A 22298-nucleotide genomic window follows, 5' to 3' on the forward strand; every position below is an offset into this window, starting at 1 on the left:
TTCCATTACTGAATTATTCGAGGTACTGAGTTCATGGCCATGCAAGGCATTGATGAGGATCCCACCCCCCACGGTGAACTGACCCTGCAAACCCTGTCCATGCCCGCCGACACCAATCCCTACGGCGATATTTTTGGCGGCTGGCTGATGACCCAAATGGATCTGGGCGGTGCGATTCTCGCTCAGGAAGTAGCCAAGGGCCGGGTCACTACCGTGGCCGTGGGCAGCATGGTGTTTTTGCGGCCGGTACCCGTCGGGGCGACCGTCAGTGTTTATGCCAGCACACTGGATGTCGGGCGCACCTCCATCCGCACCCTGATCGAAGTCTGGATCAAGGAGTGCGGTAACCGCGACATGACCAAAGTGACCGAGGGCGAATTTGTTTATGTCGCCATCGACGACAATGGCCGGACCCGGCCGGTGCCCAAATAACCACTACTCAGACGCGCGCGGCTTTACAGTCACGCCTGCTCGACCCCGCCTAAATCCCGCACTTACACGACTTTACTAACAAATCTTAACCGCTACCTTTACAGTATTCTGCTAGCTTTTAATGACCCGATGGGTTCGCGAATACAGTTGAAGGAAGACAGGTCCATGATAAAAGACGATGCTCAACGCTACGGTTGGTTGTCCATCACCGTGCACTGGCTGTCCGCTCTATTGGTGATTGCCATTTTTGGCATTGGATTCTACATGGTGGACCTGACGTACTACGACAAGGGCTATCACGAACTCCCCAAACTGCATGTCAGTCTCGGACTGTTGCTGGCCATGCTGTTGATTGTGCGAATCGGCTGGCGGGTCAGTCAGCGGGGTAAGCCACAGCCGCTGCCCAACCACAGTCGTAAGATCCGCCTCGCGGCAGCTTCAATGAAACATCTCCTGTATCTGTTGATGCTGGTGATGGTCGTGACCGGCTATCTGATCAATACCGCCAAGGGCGATCCCGCGGATTTTTTTGAACTGTTCAGTGTACCCGCCACCTGGCAGTTGAGTTCTGATGGCGTCGATCTGGTTGGAGAAATCCATGAGATCGCCGCCTGGCTGCTGATCCTTCTGGCGCTCGCCCACGCCGGCGCGGCGCTTTGGCACCATTTTGTGATCCGGGATCGGACCTTGCTGCGTATGCTTCGCCCTGGTAAATCCGACCCCAACCCGTAAGCCACCTTTGTTTCTCAACCGTTAAGGAGTAAGACCATGAAAAAGACGTTAGCCGCATTGACTCTGAGCAGTATTGGTTTGGCCAGTGTTCCGGCAATGGCCGCCGACTATGTGATCGACACCAAAGGCGCACACGCCGCCATCAACTTCAAAATTCAGCACCTGGGCTACAGCTGGCTGACCGGTCGATTTAACGACTTCGAAGGCAGCTTCAGCTACGACGCCGACAAGGTCGAAGACAGCAAAATCACCGTGACCGTCGATACCAGCAGCATCGACAGCAATCACGCGGAACGGGATAAGCACCTGCGCAGCGATGATTTCCTGAGCACCGACAAACACGGCGAAGCCAAGTTTGTCAGCAAGCGCATTGAAAATGTCGAAGACAATGGCGAAGAGTTTGATGTCGTCGGTGACCTGACCCTGCACGGTGTCACCAAAGAAATCACCATCGAAGTGGAAAAGGTCGGCGAGGGTGAAGACCCCTGGGGCGGCTACCGCGTTGGCTTCGAAGGCGACGTTGAGCTGACCCTGAAAGACTTCGGCATCGACTATGATCTGGGCCCGGCATCGCGCGTGGTCCACATGGAACTGCACATTGAAGGCATTCGTCAGTAAACCTGATTTTGCGTTGACCAAAAAAAACAGCGGGGCCTTTGTGCCCCGCTGTTTTTTTATGCCCGCGCCAATACGCTGGTTATTCTTCCCCGTCGGGCTCGACCGCGTCCGCTTTTACCTGCTCGCGAATGTCGTAATAGGTGTGTTCCGTTATTTTGTGATAGTCGGTCACGTCCGCCAAAAAGGTCCGATAGGAATCCCACACTTTTCGAAACAGCGGATCTTCCTCGGCCTGCTGTTCGAAGAGTTCCCTGGAGATATCATATAGGCGTTGAATCACATCGTCCGGTAGGCGCCGCAGCTCTGTACCCTCTTTCGCCACCATATCGTTCAGCGCGCGGGGATTTCGCGCGGTGTATTGATCCAGCATGTCCTGGTTCGCGGCGCGGGCCGCGTGGGTGACAATGGCCTGAAGGTCGTCCGGCAACGCCTCGAACGCGGGCTTGTTGACCAACAGCTCCAGCGTCGAACCCGGCTCCTGCCAACCCGGGTAGTAGTAATACCGAGCGATCTGATCAAACCCGAAGGCCTGATCGTTGGACGGCCCCACCCATTCGGCGGCGTCGATCACCCCCGTCTGCAATGAGGTATAGAGTTCGCCGCCGGGGATATTCACTGAACTGCCACCGGCGCGATTGAACACATCCCCCGCCAGACCCGGAATACGCATTTTCAGCCCGCGCAGGTCCTCAATGCTGTTAATCTCTTTGTTGAACCAGCCGGCCATCTGAATGCCGGTGTTGCCGCCGGGAAAGGGAATGATATTGAAGGGCGCGTAGACCTCTCGCCACAAATCCAGGCCGCCGCCGTGGTGCAACCAGGCGTTCATTTCCTGGGCGTTCATGCCAAACGGAATGGTGGTAAAAAACTGTGCGGCGGGGGCTTTGCCACGCCAGTAGTAGCTGCCGCCGTGGCCCATTTCCGCACTGCCATCCGACACCGCATCAAACACGCCCATGGCGGGCACGATTTCCCCGGCGCCGTACACGCGGATCTGCAAACGGCCGCCACTCATGGCCTCCACCATATTGGCAAATTCCTGCGCGGTGGTGCCCAGGCCGGGAAAATCCTTGGGCCAGGTGGTGACCATGCGCCACTGGTACACACGCTGTTCCTGCACCTCACCATCGACCATGACCGCCACTTTGTCGGTGGCCTTTTCCATGACCAACAGGGAAAACAGGGCCGCCACCAGGGCGACCAATAGCAGAATGATCAGAGGGGACCAGCGGGGCTTGGAGGTTGTGTTCTTGGAGGTTGCGTTCATAGTCACTGTGCGCTGTTATGTTTTTCTTTCGGCAGGACCTGCCTGCCCTACATGGGAACCAGTTTCGCGTATTGCAGCACCAACCACTTGCTGCCTTCATCGTCGAAATTGACCTGTACCCGGGCGTGGGCGCCCTGGCCTTCAAAGTGGAGAATAACACCTTCGCCGAATACGCCGTGGCTGACCCGCTGGCCCAGGTGGAATCCGGTGTCTTCACCGGAATCGGTCGGGCTGACGTTATTGGCCCGGCCGTAATCGCCTTTACCATAACCCATGGGTCGGGTAACGGTGGTTTTCAGGCGCACTTCCTGAATCAGTTCCGCCGGAATTTCCCGCACGAAGCGGGACAGGGCGTTGAAGGTTTCCGCGCCGTACAGCCGCCGGGTTTCGGCATAACTGATGTACAGCTTCTCCATGGCGCGGGTGATGCCCACATAGCACAGGCGCCGCTCCTCCTCGAGCCGGTCCGGGTCCTCCATGGACATTTTGTGCGGGAACAGATTCTCTTCCACCCCGGCAAGAAACACCAGTGGAAACTCCAGGCCCTTGGCCGAGTGCAGGGTCATCAACTGGACCGCGTCTTCAAACTCGTCCGCCTGGGTTTCGCCGGCATCCAGCGCGGCGGTGTCCAGGAACTGTTGCAACACCGACAGCTCGTCTTCCTCGGCGGCATCGAACACCCGGCAGGCGTTGACCAGCTCCTGCAGGTTTTCTTCCCGAGCCTGACCTTTCTCGCCTTTTTCCTTGCGATGAAATTCCAGCAGCCCGGTTTCATCCAGTACCAGCTGGGCGATGTCGCCCAGGGGTTCTTCCGTACTGTGATCGGCGAGCGAGTCGATCAGTTGCATAAAGCCTTTGAGCGCATTCGCCGCCCGGGCGGGCAGGGCGTTGTTGGCAATGATCTGCGCCGAGGCCTGCCACAGGGACAGGTTCTGATCCCGGGCGCACTCGCGGATCGCATCCAGGGTTTTGCCGCCAATACCCCGGGTGGGCGTATTGATCACCCGCTCGAAACCGGCATCGTCATCGGGGTTGGCGATCAGGCGCATATAGGCCAGGGCGTTTTTGATTTCCAGGCGCTCGTAGAAGCGTTGGCCGCCGTAGATACGATAGGCAATGCCCTCGCGCAACAGCGCTTCTTCCAACACCCGGGACTGGGCGTTGGAGCGATAGAGAATGGCGGAGCTGGAGTAGCTGTTGCCCTGCTTGACCCAGTCTTCAATGCGCTCAACGATAAACCGCGCTTCATCCTGTTCGTTGAACGCGGCGTACAGTGCGATCGGCTCGCCATCATCCCCGTCGGTCCACAGCTGTTTGCCCAAGCGACCGAAGTTGTTGGCAATCACCGCATTGGCGGCCTTCAGGATGGTGCCGGTGGAGCGGTAGTTCTGTTCCAGACGGATGGTCTGGGTGCCCGGAAAGTCATCGGTAAAGCGCTGAATGTTTTCAATGCGCGCGCCTCGCCAGCCGTAAATGGACTGGTCATCGTCGCCCACGGCGGTAACCTTGGCCGTCTTACCGGCGAGTACCCGCAGCCAGGCGTACTGAATGCTGTTGGTGTCCTGGAATTCGTCCACCAACACAAACGGAAAACGGCGCTGGTAATGTTCCAGGATGTGAGGCTTGTGTAACCACAGCTCGTGGGCGCGCAGCAACAGTTCGGCAAAGTCCACCAGACCACTGCGCTGACAGTCCTCCTCATAGGCGCGATAGATCATCAGCATGGTGCGGATAAACGGATCGCCGTTGTCCGGGATGTGCTGCGGGCGCAGGCCTTCGTCTTTCTGACCATTGATGAACCACTGGGCCTGACGGAACGGCCACTTGGACTCATCCAGTTCCAGGCGCTGATACACCCGCTTGATCAGGCGCAGCTGATCGTCGCTGTCGAGAATCTGGAAATTCTGGGGCAATCCGGCATCCTGCCAGTGCGCCTTGAGCAACCGATGCGCCAGCCCGTGGAAGGTACCCACCCACATGCTGCGGGTGTTCACCGGCTGGCCGGTATCGGACAACAGCGTTTCCAGGCGGGCGCGCATTTCCCGCGCGGCCTTGTTGGTAAAGGTGACCGCCATGATGGAGTAGGGCGAGACCTGCTCGACTTGTATCAACCAGGCGATCCGATGTACCAGCACCCGGGTCTTGCCGCTGCCCGCACCGGCCAGAATCAACTGGTTATGGGCGGGGGCTGAAACGGCCTCGCGCTGGGCGTCGTTCAGATCGTTAAGCAGGGCGGATACATCCATGGGCAGGTCGCTGGTTGGTGACTGGGGGTTTTGATGGCATTAAACGAGCGCGACAGTGTACCGGTTTTTGTGTCCCTTTTCAGGCCGCAAGCGCCTCGAATCTGGATAAACGTACAGGCTCCTGTCAGGATCGTCAAGGCGATGCGGCTCAGGAAGGCCGCACGTGACGCCCCAATACACGCTGACCTTCACGCTTCACCTCGACCCGGTTGCGCCAGCCCCACAGACGCTCCCGCGCGGCACGGGCGGCCTCGGTCAGGTCCACAATGGGCTCGGGATAGGCGAGATCAAACATCATGCGCTCCATCGGCGCCAAGGCCCAGGGTTGATGGAGCAACGGCACCGGCAACTCGGCCAACTCCGGCAACCACTGGCGAATGAAGTTGCCCTCGGCATCCTGCTGCTCCGCCTGCCGGACCGGGTTGTAGATGCGGATGGTGTTGACGCCGGTCACCCCGGCTTGCATCTGAAACTGGGGGTAATGGATACCCGGCTCAAAATCGAGAAACAGGCGCGCGAGATGCGTCACGCCCCGGCGCCAATCAATGTTCAGGTGATGGCACAGCACGCTGACCAGCATGGCCCGCATCCGGAAGTTGATATAGCCGGTCTGGTGCAGACAGCGCATGCAGGCGTCCACCAGGGGGATGCCCGTTTGGCCCTCTCGCCAGGCAGCGAGGTCGTCTTCAACACGGTCATCGGTCCGGTAAGGGAAAGCCTCGTAGGCCCGGTTGACCGGCCGGTGCTCCATGGCGCACTCACTTTCGAACTTCTGGATAAAGTGGCAGTGCCAGTGCAACCGCGAGCTGAACGCAGTCAGGGGGTAGCGCCATCCCGGCGCCTGTCGGCGCTCCAGCGTGGCCTGATACACCTGGCGCAGACTGAGATTCCCCCAGGCGAGGTGGGGCGAGAGCCGGGAGCAGTGTTCACGGCTGGCGGAGGGGCTGGAAATCGCCCGCCGGTAATCCCGCCCCCGGTGCTCGAGAAAGCTCGCCAGGGTCTGGCGGGCAGCCCGAATGCCACCGCCCTGGAAGGCCGGGTTGGCCCGGCGCCAGGCAACGGGCGGCGAACCCACCCCCAGCGCCTCGGGCAGAGCCGCCCAACGGATGCGCGCCAGCTCGGGATCCCGCGGCGCGGCACGCAGGGTCCGATACCAGTCGCGGTCCCATCGGCGACGATCGGGCAAACCGCGCTGAACAGCGCCGGTGGGTGATTCATGCCAGGGGACGCCCCGCGTCCGACACCAATCCGCGACCGCTTTGTCCCGCTCAAAGGTCACCGCCAGGCCGGTCTCCTCGTGGCTGAACAGGCCCGCCAGCGGTCGGCTGCGATCGATCTCTTCCAGCAGCGCGGTGACCGACCCCCAGAGCCGGTGAACTTTGCCGCCCAGGGGCGCCAGCACCCGATCGAGATCATCCAGCGATTGCCAGATGAACCGCCAGTGACGCTCGTCGTAGTGAGGGTCATCTAGCAATTCCGGCTCAAAACAGTAGATCAACGACAGGGGCTCCGGGCGGGCCGCCGCCTCGGCCAGAGGGGCGTGATCGGTCAGCCGCAGGTCGCGCTTCAGCCAGACCAGGTTGATGGGTTCAAGCTCAGTCACGAACGGGCAATGGGCCAGTCGGCGGCATCCACCGAATCGAGCGGGGTCAGCTCGCGGTCATCGCCCCATCGGCGCACGTAATCGCCGTCGGGGTCGAACTGGGCGGCCTGTTTCTCCAGATTGAAGTGCCGACCGCCGCGAGGGTCGGCGCCCACGCCGGCAATGTACTGCCAATTGCCCCAGTTGCTGCCGACCTCGTAATCAATCAACTGCTGTTCAAACCAGGCCGCGCCGTAGCGCCAGTCCACCTGCAGCTCGTTTACCAGGGCACTGGCGACAATCTGTCGGGCCCGATTGGATAGATAGCCCGTGCGATTCAACTGGTTCATGGCGGCATTCACCAGCGGATAGGGCGTCGTGCCCTCACACCATTTGCGAAACCGCTCCGGGTAAAAACTGGTATTTAACGAGCGCCGCGGCCGACCGCCAAACCGATAGAGATCCGCGCCATAAGCGCGGGCCATCCACTGAAAGTATTCCCGCCACAGCAGTTCGAACCGGATCCACTCGGTGGATTCATTCGCCCCGTAGTGCCGTTCATAGTTCACCAGCGCGGTATTGACCTGTCGCGGCGACTGGCAGCCTCGCGCCAGCCAGGGCGAGAACTTGGTGGAGGAGGCCCAGTCGTCCAGCGCATTGCGGGTGTGTTTGTAGTGGGCTGGCGCATCGCTGTCGAAATAGCGAATCCGGTGCATCCGGGCCGCATCTTCCCCACCGCGAAAGCGACAGCCGTTGCGCTCGGGCGGAACCGGTATCTTGCGGCCTTCGGCCGGGCTCGGCGGCAGGGCTGACAAAAAGCCCCGGGCTTCGGGAATCGGGCGCTGTTCGACGCGCCGCCGAAATTGCGAAAAGGTGGTTGGCAGCTCCGTCAGGTGAAAACCCAGTTGCTCGGCGTTGAACAGCGTCTGATTCTGAATGTCGACGAAGCTCAGTTGCGGGTAGTGGTCGCGCAGCCACTGCCAGTCACGCCGCTCGTAATAGCCCGGGTGGTCGCTGCGATAGAGGTGGGTAATACTGTAGCGGGAAATCAATGCCGGCACGATGTCCAGCGGACGCGCCCAGATGACGTTCAGATGCTGGCCCAGGCTGCGCAGACTGGTGTCCAGGGCTCGCAAGGCTTCCAGTAAAAACCGTTCACGATGGATGCCCAACGGCCGGGTCAACGCCAGAGAACCGGGCCGGAACCAGGCGGAGTCCACCACATACAGGCAGATCAACTGATCCACTTCGGCCGCAGCACGAGCCAGCCCCGGCTGATCCGATACCCGCAAGTCATCTCCGAACCAGTACAAACCTACGCGCCGCACGGTACCCCCTCCGTACATTTACCTTGAAAGATAGGTTACGGGCACCGGTCGGGGTCAGATCATTCAGAAAGGGGGGCAACCACGATCTGATTGCGGCCCTGGCGCTTGGCGGCGTAGAGCGCCTGATCCGCCGCTCCGAGCCACTGCTCGGCATCCTGGTAGTCCAGGCTCCAGGGCGCTATCCCCAGACTGGCGGTAACTTCGATGGTCTGATCGAGGCATTTGAGCGGTTGATGCTCGATCACCGAGCGAATCCGCTCCGCAAAGCACTCGGCACCTTCCAGATCGGTTTCCGGGAGAATGATTGCAAACTCCTCCCCGCCGTAACGACCGGCGATATCGGGTTGGCGCAGATTGAACTTGATCAGGCTGGTGACCTGACGAATCACTTCGTCCCCCACCATATGCCCATAGGTGTCATTGATCGGCTTGAAGTGATCAATGTCCAACATGACCAGCGCCGCCTCGGAACCGTAGCGAAAATGCCGCTCGAACTCGGTCTGCAGGAACGACTCCCAGGTGCTGCGATTGAGCAGCCCGGTGAGCCCGTCGGTCTGGCTGAGCCGCTTGAGCTGGGCATTGCTTTTTTCCAGTTGGCGCCGGCTGCTCGCCATATCGGTCACGTCATACACCAGCAGACAGACCCCTTCGACCGCGCCGCGCTGATCGGTCAGCGGGAAGAAGGTGATGTTCTGGAACATGTAGGCTTCGGTGCCGGTAATCGGGCGGCGATTGCGGAACCGGAACAGATAGGGTCGCTGCTCCCAGACGCTGAAGGTTCGGGTGTTCAGCAGGCGGACCGTGTGCAGCTTGCGCTCCAGCCACTCCCGGGGCAGGTCCGGAAACAGCTGAAACAGATCCGCGCCCTGGGCCTCGTCGGCGCGGATACCGCTGTGGTTTTCCATAAAACCGTTCCAGGAGCGCACCCGGTTGTCGCCGTCGAGCACCACGATTCCCACCTCGATGGTCTGCAACAGATCCATCAGCCAGTGCACATCGCTCAGGGTAAACTCGGTGCGGTTCACGAAGCGCCCTCCGGATCGGGCCGCAGGTAATCCAGCGTTTCCTGCAGCCGGGGAATCGAATCCTCGGTAAACAGCAGCAACAGATTGCCCAGAATATTGTGGTTTTCCACCGCAAAGGACACTTCGATGCTCAGCATCTGTTCCCAAAGATGGCTGTTGTGATGCAGCAGATCGTCCATGGTGACGTGGGTGCCGAGCACCACCGGCGGCGTGATTCTCGGCGACAGGTGCAGCTGCTCCCCCAGGCCTTTCAGAAAGGCGCCCGCCAGAATGCCAGACAGGTCCATCAGCACTTCGAGCTCCTTGTGAGGCGCGTTGTCGTCCTGATAGCCGAGCAGGGCACTCATGTCGTCGATACTGCTGTCACTGAACAGCAACAGCGCCTCGCCCGCCAGACCACCGCCCACGAATCCCTGACTGACACCGGACCACTTGTGATGGCTGCTGCCCGCCACCAACGCCATATTGAGTTCGCTGGCCGCCAGCATGCTGACTTTCGGGACCGACAGCTCCACAAAAACTCCCAGCAGGCGGGCCAGCAAGTCACCGGCCTGGCCCATGGCGATATTGGCCTGTTCCTGCAACACATCGTGCCAGGTGGTACTGCGATCGGGGCTTTCCGGGTGCACCGCCAAGCGGCGATCTTCAGAGGGATCATAGAGCCCGAACTCCACCAGAACCGTTTGCAGTTGCGCCGGGTCCAGGGGCTTGCGGATCATCTGGACGGCACCGAGATCCCGCACCCGCTGTTCCGCCTCCGGCTGAATATCCCCCGAGACGACGATCACCAGCGTCGGCCAATCACGGGCCCGAATTTCCCGCAGCACGGCGTAGCCGTCCAGCACTGGCATGTTCAGATCGAGAAACAGGATGTGGCCCCGATCGGCCTCGAGGTAGCGTAGACACTCCTCGCCATCACAGGCAAAGCTGACCAGTACATCCCAGTCGGGAGGCAGGGCTCGGAGCATTTGCTTGCGAGCGACCAGGGAGTCGTCGCAAATCAGTAGCGGGGTGGTCATAGGGACCTTGTTGTCGTTAAAAAAGACCTATGACCGGAGTATATCAGTTGAAGAGAGGCACCACAGGGGTGCCGATGGCGGAGGCGAGCTGAAGGCGCCTCCGCCAAAAACGCCTCAGGGTCAGTGCCCCTCGGCTTCCTCTTCGGTGGGTAGGGTCACCAGGTAGGCGACGATATCGCGCAGCTGGCTGCGATTGAGCAGTTGTCCCATGGGTGGCATGCCGGAGCCGGAGTACTCGGTGGACACCACCTCGGCCTTGGCCACCTCAATGCGTTCTTCGCCATCGACAATGGTCATACTGTCCTGACTCTCGGCCTCAAAGAAACCGCTGACCGTCTGACCATTGTCCAGCGTGACCGACACCCGGCCGTGACCGGCGGGAACCCGGGCGCCCGGGTCCACCAGCGCCTCGAGCAGTTGGCGACGGCTCAGCTGGTCCCCGATAGCGGTGAGCTCGGGACCCACCCGAGCGCCGCGGTGGCCGACCATATGACAGCGGATACACTGGGCACTGTTGCTGTAGCGGAACAGGTTCATCCCCGCATTCGGATCGCCGCCCTCCAGGGCTTCCCGGTACACCTCGAGGGGCTTATTGCGGTTCTTGCTCGCCTCGTAGGCTTCCAGCTCGGCGATCAGGGTCTCGTTGCCGGTGGCCTGGGCCGCCTCAATCACATCCAGTTGCACGGCGGCGGGCAGTTCACCCGTGCGCAGGGCCGCCAGGGATTCACCCAGCAACGCGTGGGCACTGGCATGATCGACATTCGCCAGGGAGCGGTAGGCCGCCTGCTGCTCGGACTGGGAACCCTTTTCCAGCAGTACGCGGTGCAGCTCAACCACTTCCTCTGTCGGCAGGTCGAGCTTGGGCAGCAGGGCCAGCGCGGCCATGCGCACGTCGGTGTCGGCGTCGTTGGTGGCGGTCAGGGCCGCCTGGCCCATGTCCGGGTAGTCCAGCGTGAACAGCGCTTCCAGAGCCGCGGCCCGGACCATCGGGCTGGCGTCGTCTTTCAGGGTTGCCGCCAGGGCGTCGCTGGCACCTTCGATGCCGAGCATGGCCAGGGCACTGGCCGTGGCTGCACGAACCGCCGGGCTGCGATCCTGCAGCAACTCGGCCGACAGGGCCATCAGGGGTTCGCTGGCCTGCTCGCTCGGATGGGATACCACTCCGCGATGACGGCCCGTCACCCGATCAAAGGCCGAGCTCTCCGGCCAGACCGACAGGGTGTGGAGGGCCTCGGCGCGCAGGACCCCGTCGATGTCGTCGCGCTGGGCGAAGCCCAGCAGGCGCTCCACCGAGGCGTCGCCTCCCACATAGAGGTTGGCGTTGATCAGGCGGCGCAGCAGAGGCTCGTTGGTAAATTCCGTGGTTGCCAGCAGCTCGGCCAGGGCCGGCAGCGCGGCATCCACGTAATGATCGTCGCTGATGCCGCGGGCGGCGTTGGTCACCACAAACTCACTGGCATCATCCAGGAAGCGGGCCAGCTCCGGGCTCTGCAGGCGTTTCAGCGCCACCACGGCGGCAATGCGCACCGCTTCGGAGGCGTGAGTCTCCAGGTTGCCCAGCGTCTCGGCATCGCCCATGCGAGCCAGGGCAATCGCCCCCGCCTGACGCAGGTAGACATCCTCATCGTTGTTCGCTTCCAGCATGGCGATTACCGCCGACTGATCCTGCGGGTTGCCGATGCGACCCAGCGCCTGGGCGGCAAAGAACCGCACCCGGGCACTGTCATCGGTCAGCAGGGGCAAGAGGTCCGGGCGGGCGTCGGCAAAGGCCACATCGCCCAACACTTTGGCCACCTGGGCACGAATTTCGGGATCGGTATCGTTCAGCAACGGCAGCAGCACGGCGGCACGGCTCGAGTCCTGACGGGTAAGCTGGCCAATGCCCCAGAGGGCGTGGATACGGGCCAATTGATGATCGCTGTTCTGCGCGACCTCCAGCAGGCTGGCCTGATCGTCACGGGCCGCGAGAGCCAATTGGGCGCGCTGACGCACCCGCATATCAGGGTGACTCAGGTGCTCTACCAGCTCATTCGCACCCAGTTCAGCGAAGTTCGCTTCCAGAAGCGCCTGGGTATTGTCCCGCTGAGCCTGGTCGACGCCTTCGGTGACATCCATTTTCCAGATACGGCCCTTGCCGTTGATGCCCCAGCCTTCGATCCAGTCGCTCATGAACAGGGAGCCATCCGGACCAAAGTCCAGGCCGGTGGCCTGAACACCGCGGAAGATGTTCTGGTCTGACGCCAGCTCGAACGAGGCGCCCTTGGGTTCCAGAGTAAAGGCGTTGATGCCGGAGCGGGCCGCCGAGCCAACAAACTCCACCACGAAGAAGTGGTTGTTCCAGCGCTCGCTCAACGCCGTGCCCGGGTTGTACACCATGCCGGTGGGGCCGGCGTGATAGGGGGCGATGGGGGGCAGAATGTGGGCGGACTGGTCTTCAAAGCGCGGCTTGAAGTAGTCCTCGTCCATCCACACCTTGTAGGTGTTGTTTTTCGGGTCCTTGTATTTCCCCAACTGCCAGTTGGTGCGCCAACCGGTGTCGGAACCGTCAATCAGATAGACCACCCGTTCGTATTCACCCTCATGGTCGCCATCGTTATCGACGGTGATCAGGTTGCCGTATTTATCGAAGGTGAATTCGTGAGTGTTGCGCACGCCATGGGCAAACACTTCAAAGTTGCTGCCATCGGGTTCACTGCGGACAATCACCCCCCGATTCGGGTGGGCGTACTCGTTGCCGTCAACGTCGGTGATATTGGCGCCAATGTCGCCGATCCCGTAGTAAATCCGGCCATCCGGTCCCAGGGTGACGCCGGACATGCCGTGGCCACTGAACCCCACGTGCACCGCGAAACCATCGGAGATGGCCTGCTTGGTATCGGCTCTCAGGTCGCCGTCGGTGTCTTTGACCCGCCAGGCGTTCGGGGCAACCCCCAGGAACAGTTCATCCAGTTCGTTGTGATAGTAGATGCCGCCCAGCACATCGGTCACTTCGCTGTGGAAGTCCTTCAGGAAGCGCCGGCTTTCGTTGGCCCGGCCATCACCACTGGTGTCCTGCAGCAGAATGACCTCTTCTTTGACCACCGCCAGGTCGCGCCAATCCCGGGAGCCGTCGTTGTTGCGGTCGTCCAGCCAGGCATTCTGCTCACTGTTTTCCGGGGCCAGCTCTTGTTTCAGAAACGCCCGCCGATCCTCGACGCTGGTCCAGGTCATGGAAGAGTGTTCCCAGTCCGGGTAGCGGCGGATATCAAACTCAGAGTTGTTGCTGCGGTTGGTCACCGCGGCCCACACCCGGCCCTGATAGTCCACACTGATCGCCACCGGGTCGGCCAGCAGTTTCTCCGACGCCCAGAGATCCGCGCTCAGGCCGTCAATCGGCTCAAGGTTCACCTGACGCATCACCCGCTCGCGGGCGGAATCGGCTTCGGTATCACTCAGGGCAATCACTGCCGCATCGGTATCGCTGAGCGGAGCCACCGCTTCAGACTGAGCGGGCGAATGACGTTGTTCCGGGGTCGGGGAGGAGGTGTTGTCATCCGGCGCGCAGGCCACCAGCAACACGGAGAGGGACGCCGCAACCAGCGGGCGACCGAAAACGGGGTCTCGTTGTTTCATTGCCTTCTCACACATCTTTATGGTTTTGGATGATTCATGCAGCTTGGGCGACCGGTTGGGAGAGCCTGCTCAGAAGCCGCGCTTACTTAGGGTGGTACAGACCACGAGGGAGTATAGGGGAGCGCTGAGAAGATTTATACGTCTTATCAGCTAAAAAATGTTTATGTTTAAAACTCCCCGGGCGTTTTTGTCGCCGATATAAAGAACTCCCGATTACCATCACCGCCCTTGATCGGGCTCGCAAACCAGGTGTTGACCGTCAGTCCCAGGGTGTCGCACTGGGCGCGAATTCGCTGCTCCACCTCGGCATAGAGACGATCGTCGCGGACAATTCCGCCTTTACCGATGCCCGCCTTGCCCACTTCAAATTGCGGCTTGACCAGGCTGAGCAGGTGCCCGCCCGGTTTGAGCAGCGCCGGGAACCCGGGCAGAATCAGCGTCTGGGAGATAAAGGACACGTCCATCACAATCAGATCAAAGCCCTCTGGCGCCTCCGCCAACAGGGTGTCCCTGGGCAGATCCCGGGCATTGATGCCTTCAAAAAACACCACCTTGGGGTGCGTTCTCAGGGCGGGTACCAGCTGATCCCGACCGACATCCACTCCGACCACCCTGGCGGCGCCGGCCTGCAACAGACAATCGGTAAATCCTCCCGTGGACTGGCCCACATCCAGTGCCACCCAGCCCTCGGGATTCAGGCCCGACTGCGCCAGCGCGCCACGCAGCTTCAAACCGCCACGGGAAGCGAACTGATCTTCATCCCCCGGCTCGACGTCCAGAACCTGATCTTCCGACACTTTGGCGCTGGCCTTGTTCAGTACCTGCCAATCGCCGCCCACCTGACAGCGGACCCGCCCGGCCTCGATCATCCGCTGGGCCTGGCTGCGGGTATCCGCCAGGCCACGGCTTACCAGAGCTTTATCCAGTCGTTCCACATTATTGCCCTTCGCTGGGTGGCTCCTGGGTAAGTGAAGACTCACCACCACCAGGTTTCACGCGGGGCGGCGACAGGGGTTGCCCCTGGGCTCTGCGAACGATCCAGCGCAGGCCGGCGCCGATATCCGGGCGCTCCATCTGCAGTTGCGGGGGAACCGGTTGCCACTGACCATCCGCCCGCTCGGCCACCACAAAGTTGAAACTGTAAAAGGGCTCCTGCCCCATGCGCAGGTCGGTAATCCGCGCCATTCCGTCCCGCGCGCTGACCTTGAAAAACCCCTTACTGAACCAGGCGATTCGCTGCACCCCCCAATCGTCCTTTAGGGATTCATACAGCGCCCGGTCGCGTTCGAAGCGATCGAACGCAATGGCACGGTCGCCATCGGCCAGGGCATAAAAGCCCTCGTAATAGTGATCCGGCGCCATGACCAACACCCGCCAGAGCAGCGTGTTGAACGCACTGGGGGTCACCAGGACCCGCTCGACCGGCCAGTCCCGATCCGCCAACTCGCGCTCGACTCGGGTTTCGACCCAACTCTGGGCCGCCATACTCCAGAGCAGATAGCCCGTGGTCAGCGCCAGGCCCCAATGGTTCGCCCGGTGCCGACCGCCCAGCGCCAATAGCAGCCCGACCAGCAATGGTAGCGTGTACAGGGGGTCGATGATAAACAGGCTGGCCACCCCGAACGGGTAGTCGGTAAATGGCTGACCGATCTGGGTCCCGTACACCGTCATAGTGTCGAGCAGCACATGGGTAATCAGTATCAGCCACAGCGCGGCCCACCATCGTCGGAAGCCTCCGGAGGGCATCCAGCGGGTGATCAGCCAGGCAAACAACGGGGAGAGCAGCGACAGATAGAACAGTGAATGGCTGGCGCCGCGGTGATAGGTGACATTGCGGATCGGATCGCCGTAGTCCACAAACGAATCCAGGTCCGGCAGGGTACCGAAAAACGCACCCACCAGTGCCGAGCGCCAGACCGGCACCCGCCGGCCCATTACCGCGACACCGACGGCGGAGCCGAGGGTCATTTGTGTCAGTGAATCCATCTTGGTCTGCGTGCCTCTCAGATCGGCTGCCGGCGATTGCCAAGCGTCGCATTTTACGCAACTGGCGCCGAATTTGTACGCCAGCGCGACTCAAAGCGACACCCGTCCGCCCCAAAAGCGCAGGAAAGCGAGATCGAGATCGCATTTACGGCGAAACGGCTTTGACGGATCCGCTTCGAACGCCTACATTTAGACAACGTTGTCCAAACACCTTGGAGACAACGCCTCGCGGACCGCCAGGGAGGCGCATCCCACCGGGCAATTCGATGTCTCTCTGCCCTCAACCGGTCCAACGATGGCCCGGCCGCACATCCCCTGAACCATAACAATCTGGGAGTCTCTTCATGAAAATCCGTCTACTTTTGATCACCCTGGCCCTGGGCCTGGCGGCCACGCCAGCCCTGGCCTACGACTGCTCCTCGGTGCCGGACTATGCACCGGATGCGACCTACGACAGTGGCGACCGCGCCCGCAACCTGGGCAATGCCTACGAATGCGAGGTCGGAGGCTGGTGCTCCACCGGCGGAGCCTATGCGCCCGGCGAAGGCTGGGCCTGGGACGAGGCCTGGAACCTGCTGGGTCAATGCGATGGCGACAACTCCAGTTCCAGCAGTTCCTCGAGCAGTTCGCTCAGTTCCAGCACCTCATCCTCCAGCAGCACCGCGACCGGCGAAGGCTGCGAGGGACTGGATAGCTGGAATTCCAGCAACGTCTACACCCAAGGTGACCGGGTTGAATACAACGTTGTCGAGTATCGCGCACGCTGGTGGACTCAGGGAGATAATCCCGAGCAATCCGGCGATTGGGGCGTATGGGAAAATCTGGGCGCCTGCGAACCAGCCTCTTCCAGCAGCTCATCGGTATCCAGCAGCAGTTCCAGTTCGGAATCAAGCAGCAGCTCCTCCAGCAGTAGCACACCCGACAATGGCGACGAGCTGGTCGTGGGCTATTTCACTCAGTGGGGCATTTACGATCGCAACTATCACGTGAAGAACATCCACACCAGCGGCTCCGCCGAGAAGCTCACGCATATCGTGTACGCTTTCGGCAACGTCCAGAACGGTCAGTGCGTCGTGGGTGACTCCTATGCGGACTACGACCGGGCCTACGGCGCCGAGGAAAGTGTGGACGGGGTGGCCGACACCTGGGAGCAGGGCGCACTGCGCGGTAACTTCGGTCAGCTCAAACGGCTGAAAGAGATGTATCCGCACATCAAGGTGCTCTGGTCGTTTGGCGGTTGGACCTGGTCCGGTGGTTTTGGCGAGGCAGCGCAAAATCCGCAACAGTTCGCCCAATCCTGCCACGACCTGGTGTTCGACCCCCGCTGGGACGGCGTGTTTGACGGTATCGACATCGATTGGGAGTACCCCAACGAGTGCGGTCTGACCTGTGACAACAGCGGCTTTGATGCCTACCGCGAGGTGATGCAGGCACTGCGCAACGAGTTTGGTGACAAACTGGTGACCGCCGCCATCGGCGCGGGCGAAGCCAAACTGAACGCGGCCGATTACGGTGGCGCTGCCCAGTATCTGGACTTCTATATGCTGATGACCTACGACTACTTCGGTGCCTGGGAGGCCCAGGGGCCCACCGCGCCACACTCACCGCTGAACAGCTACAGCGGTATCCCGCAAGCCGGCTTCTACAGCGACAACAGCGTGCAGATTCTGAAGGGCCTGGGTGTGCCGGACGAAAAAATCCTGCTCGGCATCGGCTTCTATGGCCGGGGCTGGACGGGCGTCAGCCAGGCGGCCCCGGGTGGCTCCGCCAGCGGTGCGGCCGATGGTACTTATGAAAGCGGCATTGAGGATTACAAGGTCCTGAAAAACACCTGCCCGGCCACCGGTACCGTCGCCGGTACCGCCTATGCCCACTGCGGCGATGACTGGTGGAGCTACGACACCCCCGCGACCATTCAGGACAAGATGAACTACCTGAAACAGCAGGGGCTCGGTGGTGCTTTCTTCTGGGAGCTCAGCGGCGATACCGACGACGGTGAACTGATCGAGGCGATCGACACCGGACTATAATTGCGTCACCCACGTGTGAGCTTAGACAGCAGCCCCGGCTGCTGTCTATTTCTCCCTGAGGTAGGCCTCCTCGATATCCACATAATCAACCGGCTGAATGACATAACCCCCATTCTGAAAACGCTGTAACTGCAACCGGTCTTCCCCGATCGAATGCACCACCCCCTCCAGCGTGCGCCCATTGGCGAGTCGAAGTTCCACTGTTGCATCTTTCGCGTTGCGCAGCGCCTCCATGGTGATCCGACCTTCATCGTCTTGCGCTTGCCCGGTATCACCAGACCGCTCCGCTTCACTGTCCGAATCAACGGTCCGCTCCCGGCGCGCTTCCCGCCAGGCTTGGGCTTCGGCCTCGTCCATGACCGACAGGTCCAGGCGGTTCATTGGCCCCTGATTCACCGATAGCTGCATGGGCAAGTAATAGAGCATCAGCTCCGTTGACATGCCACTGAGGTCGTCAGCGTGCAGGCTTCCGCTGGGTTTAATCTGCACACGGAACTGATCCGGGTTGGACAGAAATTCCCGATAGCCATCAACCAGGGTCGGCCCGGCGGTCAATCCAAACTGGTGCCAGACGTCCTGCCAGGCACTCAGATGTTGAGCGAGAAACGCCTCCCTATCCAGACCGGTCTGTTCGGTGCAGAAGGCCGATACGCGCTGAGCATAACCCTCATCCTGATAATCGATCACCACGCTCAGCAGCTGGGCATTGGCCATGGCCATCGCAACAGCCGGCGCATGACGTGACGGCGCGCCAAGGGAAAAGTCCATCTCGACTCGGGTGTTGTTCATCTCCCGCATCAGGGTATCAACGGTCAGGCTCAGGAGTTCGCCATCGCCCACCAGGCGATAATCCACCCGGGTATCCATCACGAATTCGGAGTAGCCCATCTTCACAATATCCAGTGCGCTGAAGGCCGTCCGATCACCACAACCGGCGGCGGCGAAGGAATCCGTGACCCCCAGATTACCGGATTCGGTCACACTGGACAGGGGGATGCGGATGCCATCAAACGACACACCCAGGCGGGTGGGTAATAACTGCTCCCGGGCATCCATGGCCAGGCGATGGACCCCCATCAGCCCACCGGTATGCAGCGAGGCCCGATCGATGCTGACAGCGCTGGGCATACCGGGTACCCGAAGCATAATGTCCTCGACCCGAATATCACCCGACAGGCCAATGACCACTTCGCGATAGTCCAGGTTGCCGCCCATCTGCCCCAACAGGCGAGCGGCATTGTCCACCCGCTGCTCCACCTGCCGCTCGTAGTAGTAGTGACCCCCAAGCGCCGCGATCGCGACGATCAGCAGTATGGCTATGAGTATTCGCTTCATGATATTCCCTGCGTATGGCACCTAGTCAGTAAACAAACCCTGTACTCTAATCGAGCCCGCGCCTTTGTGTTGAGACACCCGTCACTGCCCGATCATAAAAAGTACCGGTGCAGCAGTAACCCGGCGCACACCGCCCAGAGTCCCAGGCTGAACACGGGCAAGACAACCATGACACGCACAGTAACGGACTGCTTGCCGGTTTTACGATCGAGGTACGAGGGGATGGATGGCAACATCCCGGCCAGGGCATCATCAAAGCGGCGCAGGTTCTTCTTGTGATGATTCAGAAACGCAAGCCCTGACTTCAATTTCAGATAGAACATGATGTTCACCACAAACCCGAACACCACCAGGACACTGACAATCCAGTTGTTGGTGGTGGTTGGGTCCCGCTCCAGCAGGAAACCAAAGGCCGTGAGCAGCGCCGTCATAAAAGTGACTAACATACCCAGCTTGGTCCAGTTCAGGTTGTCCTCATGCATGTAGAGGTTGACCGTTCCCTGTTCTTTTTCGATCAGGTGCTGCACCAGCTCGGAGCGGTCCACTTGCGCCATGCGAGTCTGAGGTCGGGTGCCGGTTTTGGAATAGAACCAGATGGACCGGGTGCGAGTCACGCCATCGTAGTCGGCCGGGGGGTGCAGATCCCACAAATGGCCGAAGCCCAGTTTGCGATGGTATTCAATCGACTTGGTGTTCAGCGGCTCGTTCACAACCGCCGCCAGCGCCAGCTCGGTATCCATCTCGTCAAAGAGCGTCTGGTACAGCGCCGACGCCGCGCCGCGCACCTCACCGCTACTGCAGATCTGCTTGATCAGGGTAAATGGCTGGATCACGGAATAGCGCAGGCAGGAATTGATTACCTCTTCGGGTTTGATCGATTCACTTTTATAAGCCAGCAGAAATCCACCCAACTTGCCGTCTTCCTCGGCCACCCAGAAGTACTCGGCGCTGTCCACATACGCTTTGTAGACATCGAGGGAAAAGTTGGATATCAGAAAACCGGTATTTTCGGGGTCTTTCAGATTCTCGAGCAGAAACCGCTCAGCCAGCGCATGCAGCGCCGGCACATCATCGTAGGTGGCCCGCCGTATTGTGATCATCCTGCTGTCTACCTCTGCGTTATTGTTGGCGATCCGATCCACCAAGTTGGTACTCGATGGTTCGGATCGCCTCAGAATCTACAAAGACGACAGGTTACTCGACCGTCACACTCTTCGCCAGGTTGCGCGGTTGATCCACGTCGGTGCCCTTGATGATGGCCACGTAGTAGCTCAGCAATTGCAGGGGCAGGGTATAGAGAATCGGCGCCAGCCAGGGGTGGCAGTGGGGGACGTTGATGACCCGCATGGTCTCATCCGAGGCGAAGTTGGCTTCCACATCGGCGAACACATAGAGGATGCCCCCGCGGGCGCGGACTTCTTCCACGTTGGATTTGAGCTTCTCCAACAGTTCATTGTTCGGCGCGACCACGATGATGGGCATCTGCGCATCGATCAGCGCCAGGGGGCCGTGCTTGAGTTCGCCCGCGGCGTAGGCCTCGGCGTGGATATAGGAAATTTCTTTGAGCTTGAGCGCACCTTCCATCGCAATCGGGTACTGATCGCCCCGACCGAGGAACAGGGCGTGGTGTTTATCGGCAAACTCTTCGGCCAGGTCTTCAATGCGCTCCGCGAGCGACAGTGACTCTTCGAGCTTGGCCGGCAGACCTTTCAGGGCCTGAACCATGTCGGCCTGCTGTTCGGTACTCAGGCCATTGTATTTGCCCAGTGCCAGCACAAGCATCGCCAGACCCACCAGTTGGGTGGTGAAGGCTTTGGTGGAGGCCACACCGATTTCCGCCCCGGCGCGGGTCATAAAGGCCAGGTCGGATTCGCGCACCAGGGAGGAGCCTGCCACGTTGCAGATGGTCAAGCTGCCGAGATAACCCAGCTCCTTGGCCAGGCGCAGAGCGGCGAGGGTGTCGGCGGTTTCGCCGGACTGGCTGATGGTGACCACCAGGCTGTCGGGCTGGACCACGGATTTGCGGTAACGGAATTCACTGGCGATTTCCACGCTGCAGGAGACATTCGCGAGGGATTCCAGCCAATAGCGGGCGACCATGGCCGAATGGTAGCTGGTACCACAGGCGACGATCTGGACGTGCTTCACTTTCTTCAGCAGCTCGGCGGCCCCGTTGCCGAAGGTTTCGTCCAGCACACTCTCTTTGCCCAGACGGCCTTCGAGGGTGTTGGTGACCGCGTGGGGCTGCTCGTAAATTTCCTTGAGCATGAAGTGACGGTATTGGCCCTTGTCCCCGGCGTCGTAGCTGACGGTGGACTCATGCTCTTCGCGCTCGACGGCATTGCCGTCTTTATCAAAAATGCGCACGCTGGTGCGGGTGATTTCCGCCACGTCGCCTTCTTCCAAAAAGATAAACCGGCGGGTCACCGGCAACAAGGCTAGCTGGTCCGAGGCGATAAAGTTTTCCCCAATGCCCAGGCCGATCACCAACGGGCTGCCGGAGCGGGCCACCACCAGACGCTCGGCGTCGTTGGCGTCCATCAGTACGGTGCCGTAGGCGCCGTCGAGCTGTTTCACCGCTTTCTGCACCGCACTCAACAGATCGCCGGTCTCTTTCCGGGTTTTGTGGACCAGGTGGGCAATGACCTCGGTGTCGGTCTGGGATTCAAACTGGTAACCCGCCGCTTCAAGCTCTTTTTTCAGGGCGGTGTGGTTTTCGATGATGCCGTTGTGCACGACGGCCAGTTGGTCGTTGGAGACGTGTGGGTGGGCATTGCGCTCGCTCGGCTCACCGTGGGTGGCCCAGCGGGTATGTGCAATGCCGGTGCCGCCCGGGGTGGGGCTGGCGGCGACGGCGTCGGCCAGTTCTTTGACTTTGCCCAGCCGGCGCAGGCGTTTGAGTTCACCGTTGTTGACCACAGCCACACCGGCGGAGTCATAGCCCCGATACTCGAGGCGCCGAAGGCCTTCGACCAGAATATCCACTACATCCCGCTGCGCTACGGCGCCTACGATGCCACACATAATCTTTCTCCTTTTTAGAACGTTCTAAATGAGTTGTTGGGGTAGGAGTTGGGTACGGGCCT

16 protein-coding genes are annotated in these 22298 nt (G+C 60.7%); 4 read left to right on the forward strand and 12 right to left on the reverse strand.

Features of this window, described 5'->3' with window-relative positions:
* Positions 1-39: 39 nt before the first annotated feature.
* From N645_RS0111920 to N645_RS0111930, 3 genes are all read left to right on the forward strand, one after another.
* Entirely contained in the window at positions 40-432 is a 393-nt protein-coding gene (locus N645_RS0111920; RefSeq protein ID WP_024461744.1) for an acyl-CoA thioesterase, read from the forward strand.
* A gap of 165 nt (positions 433-597) precedes the next feature.
* Positions 598-1164, forward strand: coding sequence for a cytochrome b (locus N645_RS0111925; protein WP_024461745.1), 567 nt, complete (start codon positions 598-600; stop codon positions 1162-1164).
* Between the two features lie 36 nt (positions 1165-1200).
* A complete protein-coding gene (locus N645_RS0111930; protein ID WP_024461746.1) occupies positions 1201-1782 on the forward strand; it encodes a YceI family protein in 582 nt (193 codons plus the stop codon).
* Between the two features lie 79 nt (positions 1783-1861).
* Here N645_RS0111930 and N645_RS0111935 read toward each other — a convergent pair whose 3' ends face one another.
* The 9 genes from N645_RS0111935 to N645_RS0111975 all read right to left on the reverse strand — a co-directional run bounded on the left by N645_RS0111935 (position 1862) and on the right by N645_RS0111975 (position 15847).
* A complete protein-coding gene (locus N645_RS0111935; RefSeq protein ID WP_024461747.1) occupies positions 1862-3049 on the reverse strand; it encodes a TRAP transporter substrate-binding protein in 1188 nt (395 codons plus the stop codon).
* A 47-nt stretch (positions 3050-3096) separates the two neighbouring features.
* Positions 3097-5295 (reverse strand): DNA helicase II, encoded by a 2199-nt coding sequence (gene uvrD, locus N645_RS0111940; RefSeq protein ID WP_024461748.1) that lies wholly within the window; start codon positions 5293-5295, stop codon positions 3097-3099.
* Between the two features lie 148 nt (positions 5296-5443).
* The gene (locus tag N645_RS0111945; RefSeq protein WP_024461749.1) at positions 5444-6898 is read right to left on the reverse strand and encodes a cryptochrome/deoxyribodipyrimidine photo-lyase family protein; all 1455 of its coding nucleotides are present in this window, start codon (positions 6896-6898) and stop codon (positions 5444-5446) included.
* Positions 6895-8205: a DASH family cryptochrome gene (locus N645_RS0111950; protein ID WP_024461750.1), complete on the reverse strand. Its 1311-nt coding sequence runs from the start codon at positions 8203-8205 to the stop codon at positions 6895-6897. Before N645_RS0111950 ends, N645_RS0111945 begins: the two co-directional genes overlap by 4 nt.
* A 59-nt stretch (positions 8206-8264) precedes the next feature.
* Positions 8265-9230 (reverse strand): sensor domain-containing diguanylate cyclase, encoded by a 966-nt coding sequence (locus N645_RS0111955; protein ID WP_024461751.1) that lies wholly within the window; start codon positions 9228-9230, stop codon positions 8265-8267.
* The gene (locus N645_RS18545; protein ID WP_024461752.1) at positions 9227-10249 is read right to left on the reverse strand and encodes a response regulator; all 1023 of its coding nucleotides are present in this window, start codon (positions 10247-10249) and stop codon (positions 9227-9229) included. Before N645_RS18545 ends, N645_RS0111955 begins: the two co-directional genes overlap by 4 nt.
* A 120-nt stretch (positions 10250-10369) precedes the next feature.
* Positions 10370-13861, reverse strand: coding sequence for a HEAT repeat domain-containing protein (locus N645_RS0111965; protein ID WP_024461753.1), 3492 nt, complete (start codon positions 13859-13861; stop codon positions 10370-10372).
* 167 nt (positions 13862-14028) lie between these two features.
* The gene (locus tag N645_RS0111970; protein WP_024461754.1) at positions 14029-14796 is read right to left on the reverse strand and encodes a TlyA family RNA methyltransferase; all 768 of its coding nucleotides are present in this window, start codon (positions 14794-14796) and stop codon (positions 14029-14031) included.
* A 1-nt stretch (position 14797) separates the two neighbouring features.
* Positions 14798-15847, reverse strand: coding sequence for a metal-dependent hydrolase (locus N645_RS0111975; RefSeq protein WP_024461755.1), 1050 nt, complete (start codon positions 15845-15847; stop codon positions 14798-14800).
* 344 nt (positions 15848-16191) lie between these two features.
* On the opposite strand from N645_RS0111975, the gene N645_RS0111980 reads away from it, so the two are divergent.
* A complete protein-coding gene (locus tag N645_RS0111980; RefSeq protein WP_024461756.1) occupies positions 16192-17877 on the forward strand; it encodes a glycosyl hydrolase family 18 protein in 1686 nt (561 codons plus the stop codon).
* A gap of 45 nt (positions 17878-17922) precedes the next feature.
* Here the strand turns inward: N645_RS0111980 and N645_RS0111985 are convergent, their stop codons facing one another.
* The 3 genes from N645_RS0111985 to glmS form a co-directional block, all read right to left on the reverse strand.
* Positions 17923-19212 carry a hypothetical protein gene (locus tag N645_RS0111985; RefSeq protein ID WP_024461757.1) on the reverse strand — a complete coding sequence of 430 codons (1290 nt, stop codon included), beginning with the start codon at positions 19210-19212 and terminating at the stop codon, positions 17923-17925.
* Between the two features lie 92 nt (positions 19213-19304).
* Positions 19305-20312, reverse strand: coding sequence for a GNAT family N-acetyltransferase (locus N645_RS0111990; protein ID WP_152521698.1), 1008 nt, complete (start codon positions 20310-20312; stop codon positions 19305-19307).
* A gap of 94 nt (positions 20313-20406) precedes the next feature.
* Positions 20407-22236 carry a glutamine--fructose-6-phosphate transaminase (isomerizing) gene (gene glmS / locus N645_RS0111995; protein ID WP_024461759.1) on the reverse strand — a complete coding sequence of 610 codons (1830 nt, stop codon included), beginning with the start codon at positions 22234-22236 and terminating at the stop codon, positions 20407-20409.
* Positions 22237-22298 lie beyond the last annotated feature (62 nt).

It is taken from the genome of Marinimicrobium sp. LS-A18 (genome assembly GCF_000463525.1).
Classification (GTDB): domain Bacteria; phylum Pseudomonadota; class Gammaproteobacteria; order Pseudomonadales; family Cellvibrionaceae; genus Marinimicrobium; species Marinimicrobium koreense.

Coding starts and splice junctions, on each gene's coding strand:
- N645_RS0111935 (WP_024461747.1), bottom strand. CDS start 3,049: ATGAACGCAACCTCCAAGAACACAACCTCCAAGCCCCGCTGGTCCCCT.
- N645_RS0111920 (WP_024461744.1), top strand. CDS start 40: ATGCAAGGCATTGATGAGGATCCCACCCCCCACGGTGAACTGACCCTG.
- N645_RS0111925 (WP_024461745.1), top strand. CDS start 598: ATGATAAAAGACGATGCTCAACGCTACGGTTGGTTGTCCATCACCGTG.
- glmS (WP_024461759.1), bottom strand. CDS start 22,236: ATGTGTGGCATCGTAGGCGCCGTAGCGCAGCGGGATGTAGTGGATATT.
- N645_RS18545 (WP_024461752.1), bottom strand. CDS start 10,249: ATGACCACCCCGCTACTGATTTGCGACGACTCCCTGGTCGCTCGCAAG.
- N645_RS0111990 (WP_152521698.1), bottom strand. CDS start 20,312: ATGATCACAATACGGCGGGCCACCTACGATGATGTGCCGGCGCTGCAT.
- N645_RS0111980 (WP_024461756.1), top strand. CDS start 16,192: ATGAAAATCCGTCTACTTTTGATCACCCTGGCCCTGGGCCTGGCGGCC.
- N645_RS0111985 (WP_024461757.1), bottom strand. CDS start 19,212: ATGAAGCGAATACTCATAGCCATACTGCTGATCGTCGCGATCGCGGCG.
- uvrD (WP_024461748.1), bottom strand. CDS start 5,295: ATGGATGTATCCGCCCTGCTTAACGATCTGAACGACGCCCAGCGCGAG.
- N645_RS0111930 (WP_024461746.1), top strand. CDS start 1,201: ATGAAAAAGACGTTAGCCGCATTGACTCTGAGCAGTATTGGTTTGGCC.
- N645_RS0111965 (WP_024461753.1), bottom strand. CDS start 13,861: ATGAAACAACGAGACCCCGTTTTCGGTCGCCCGCTGGTTGCGGCGTCC.
- N645_RS0111975 (WP_024461755.1), bottom strand. CDS start 15,847: ATGGATTCACTGACACAAATGACCCTCGGCTCCGCCGTCGGTGTCGCG.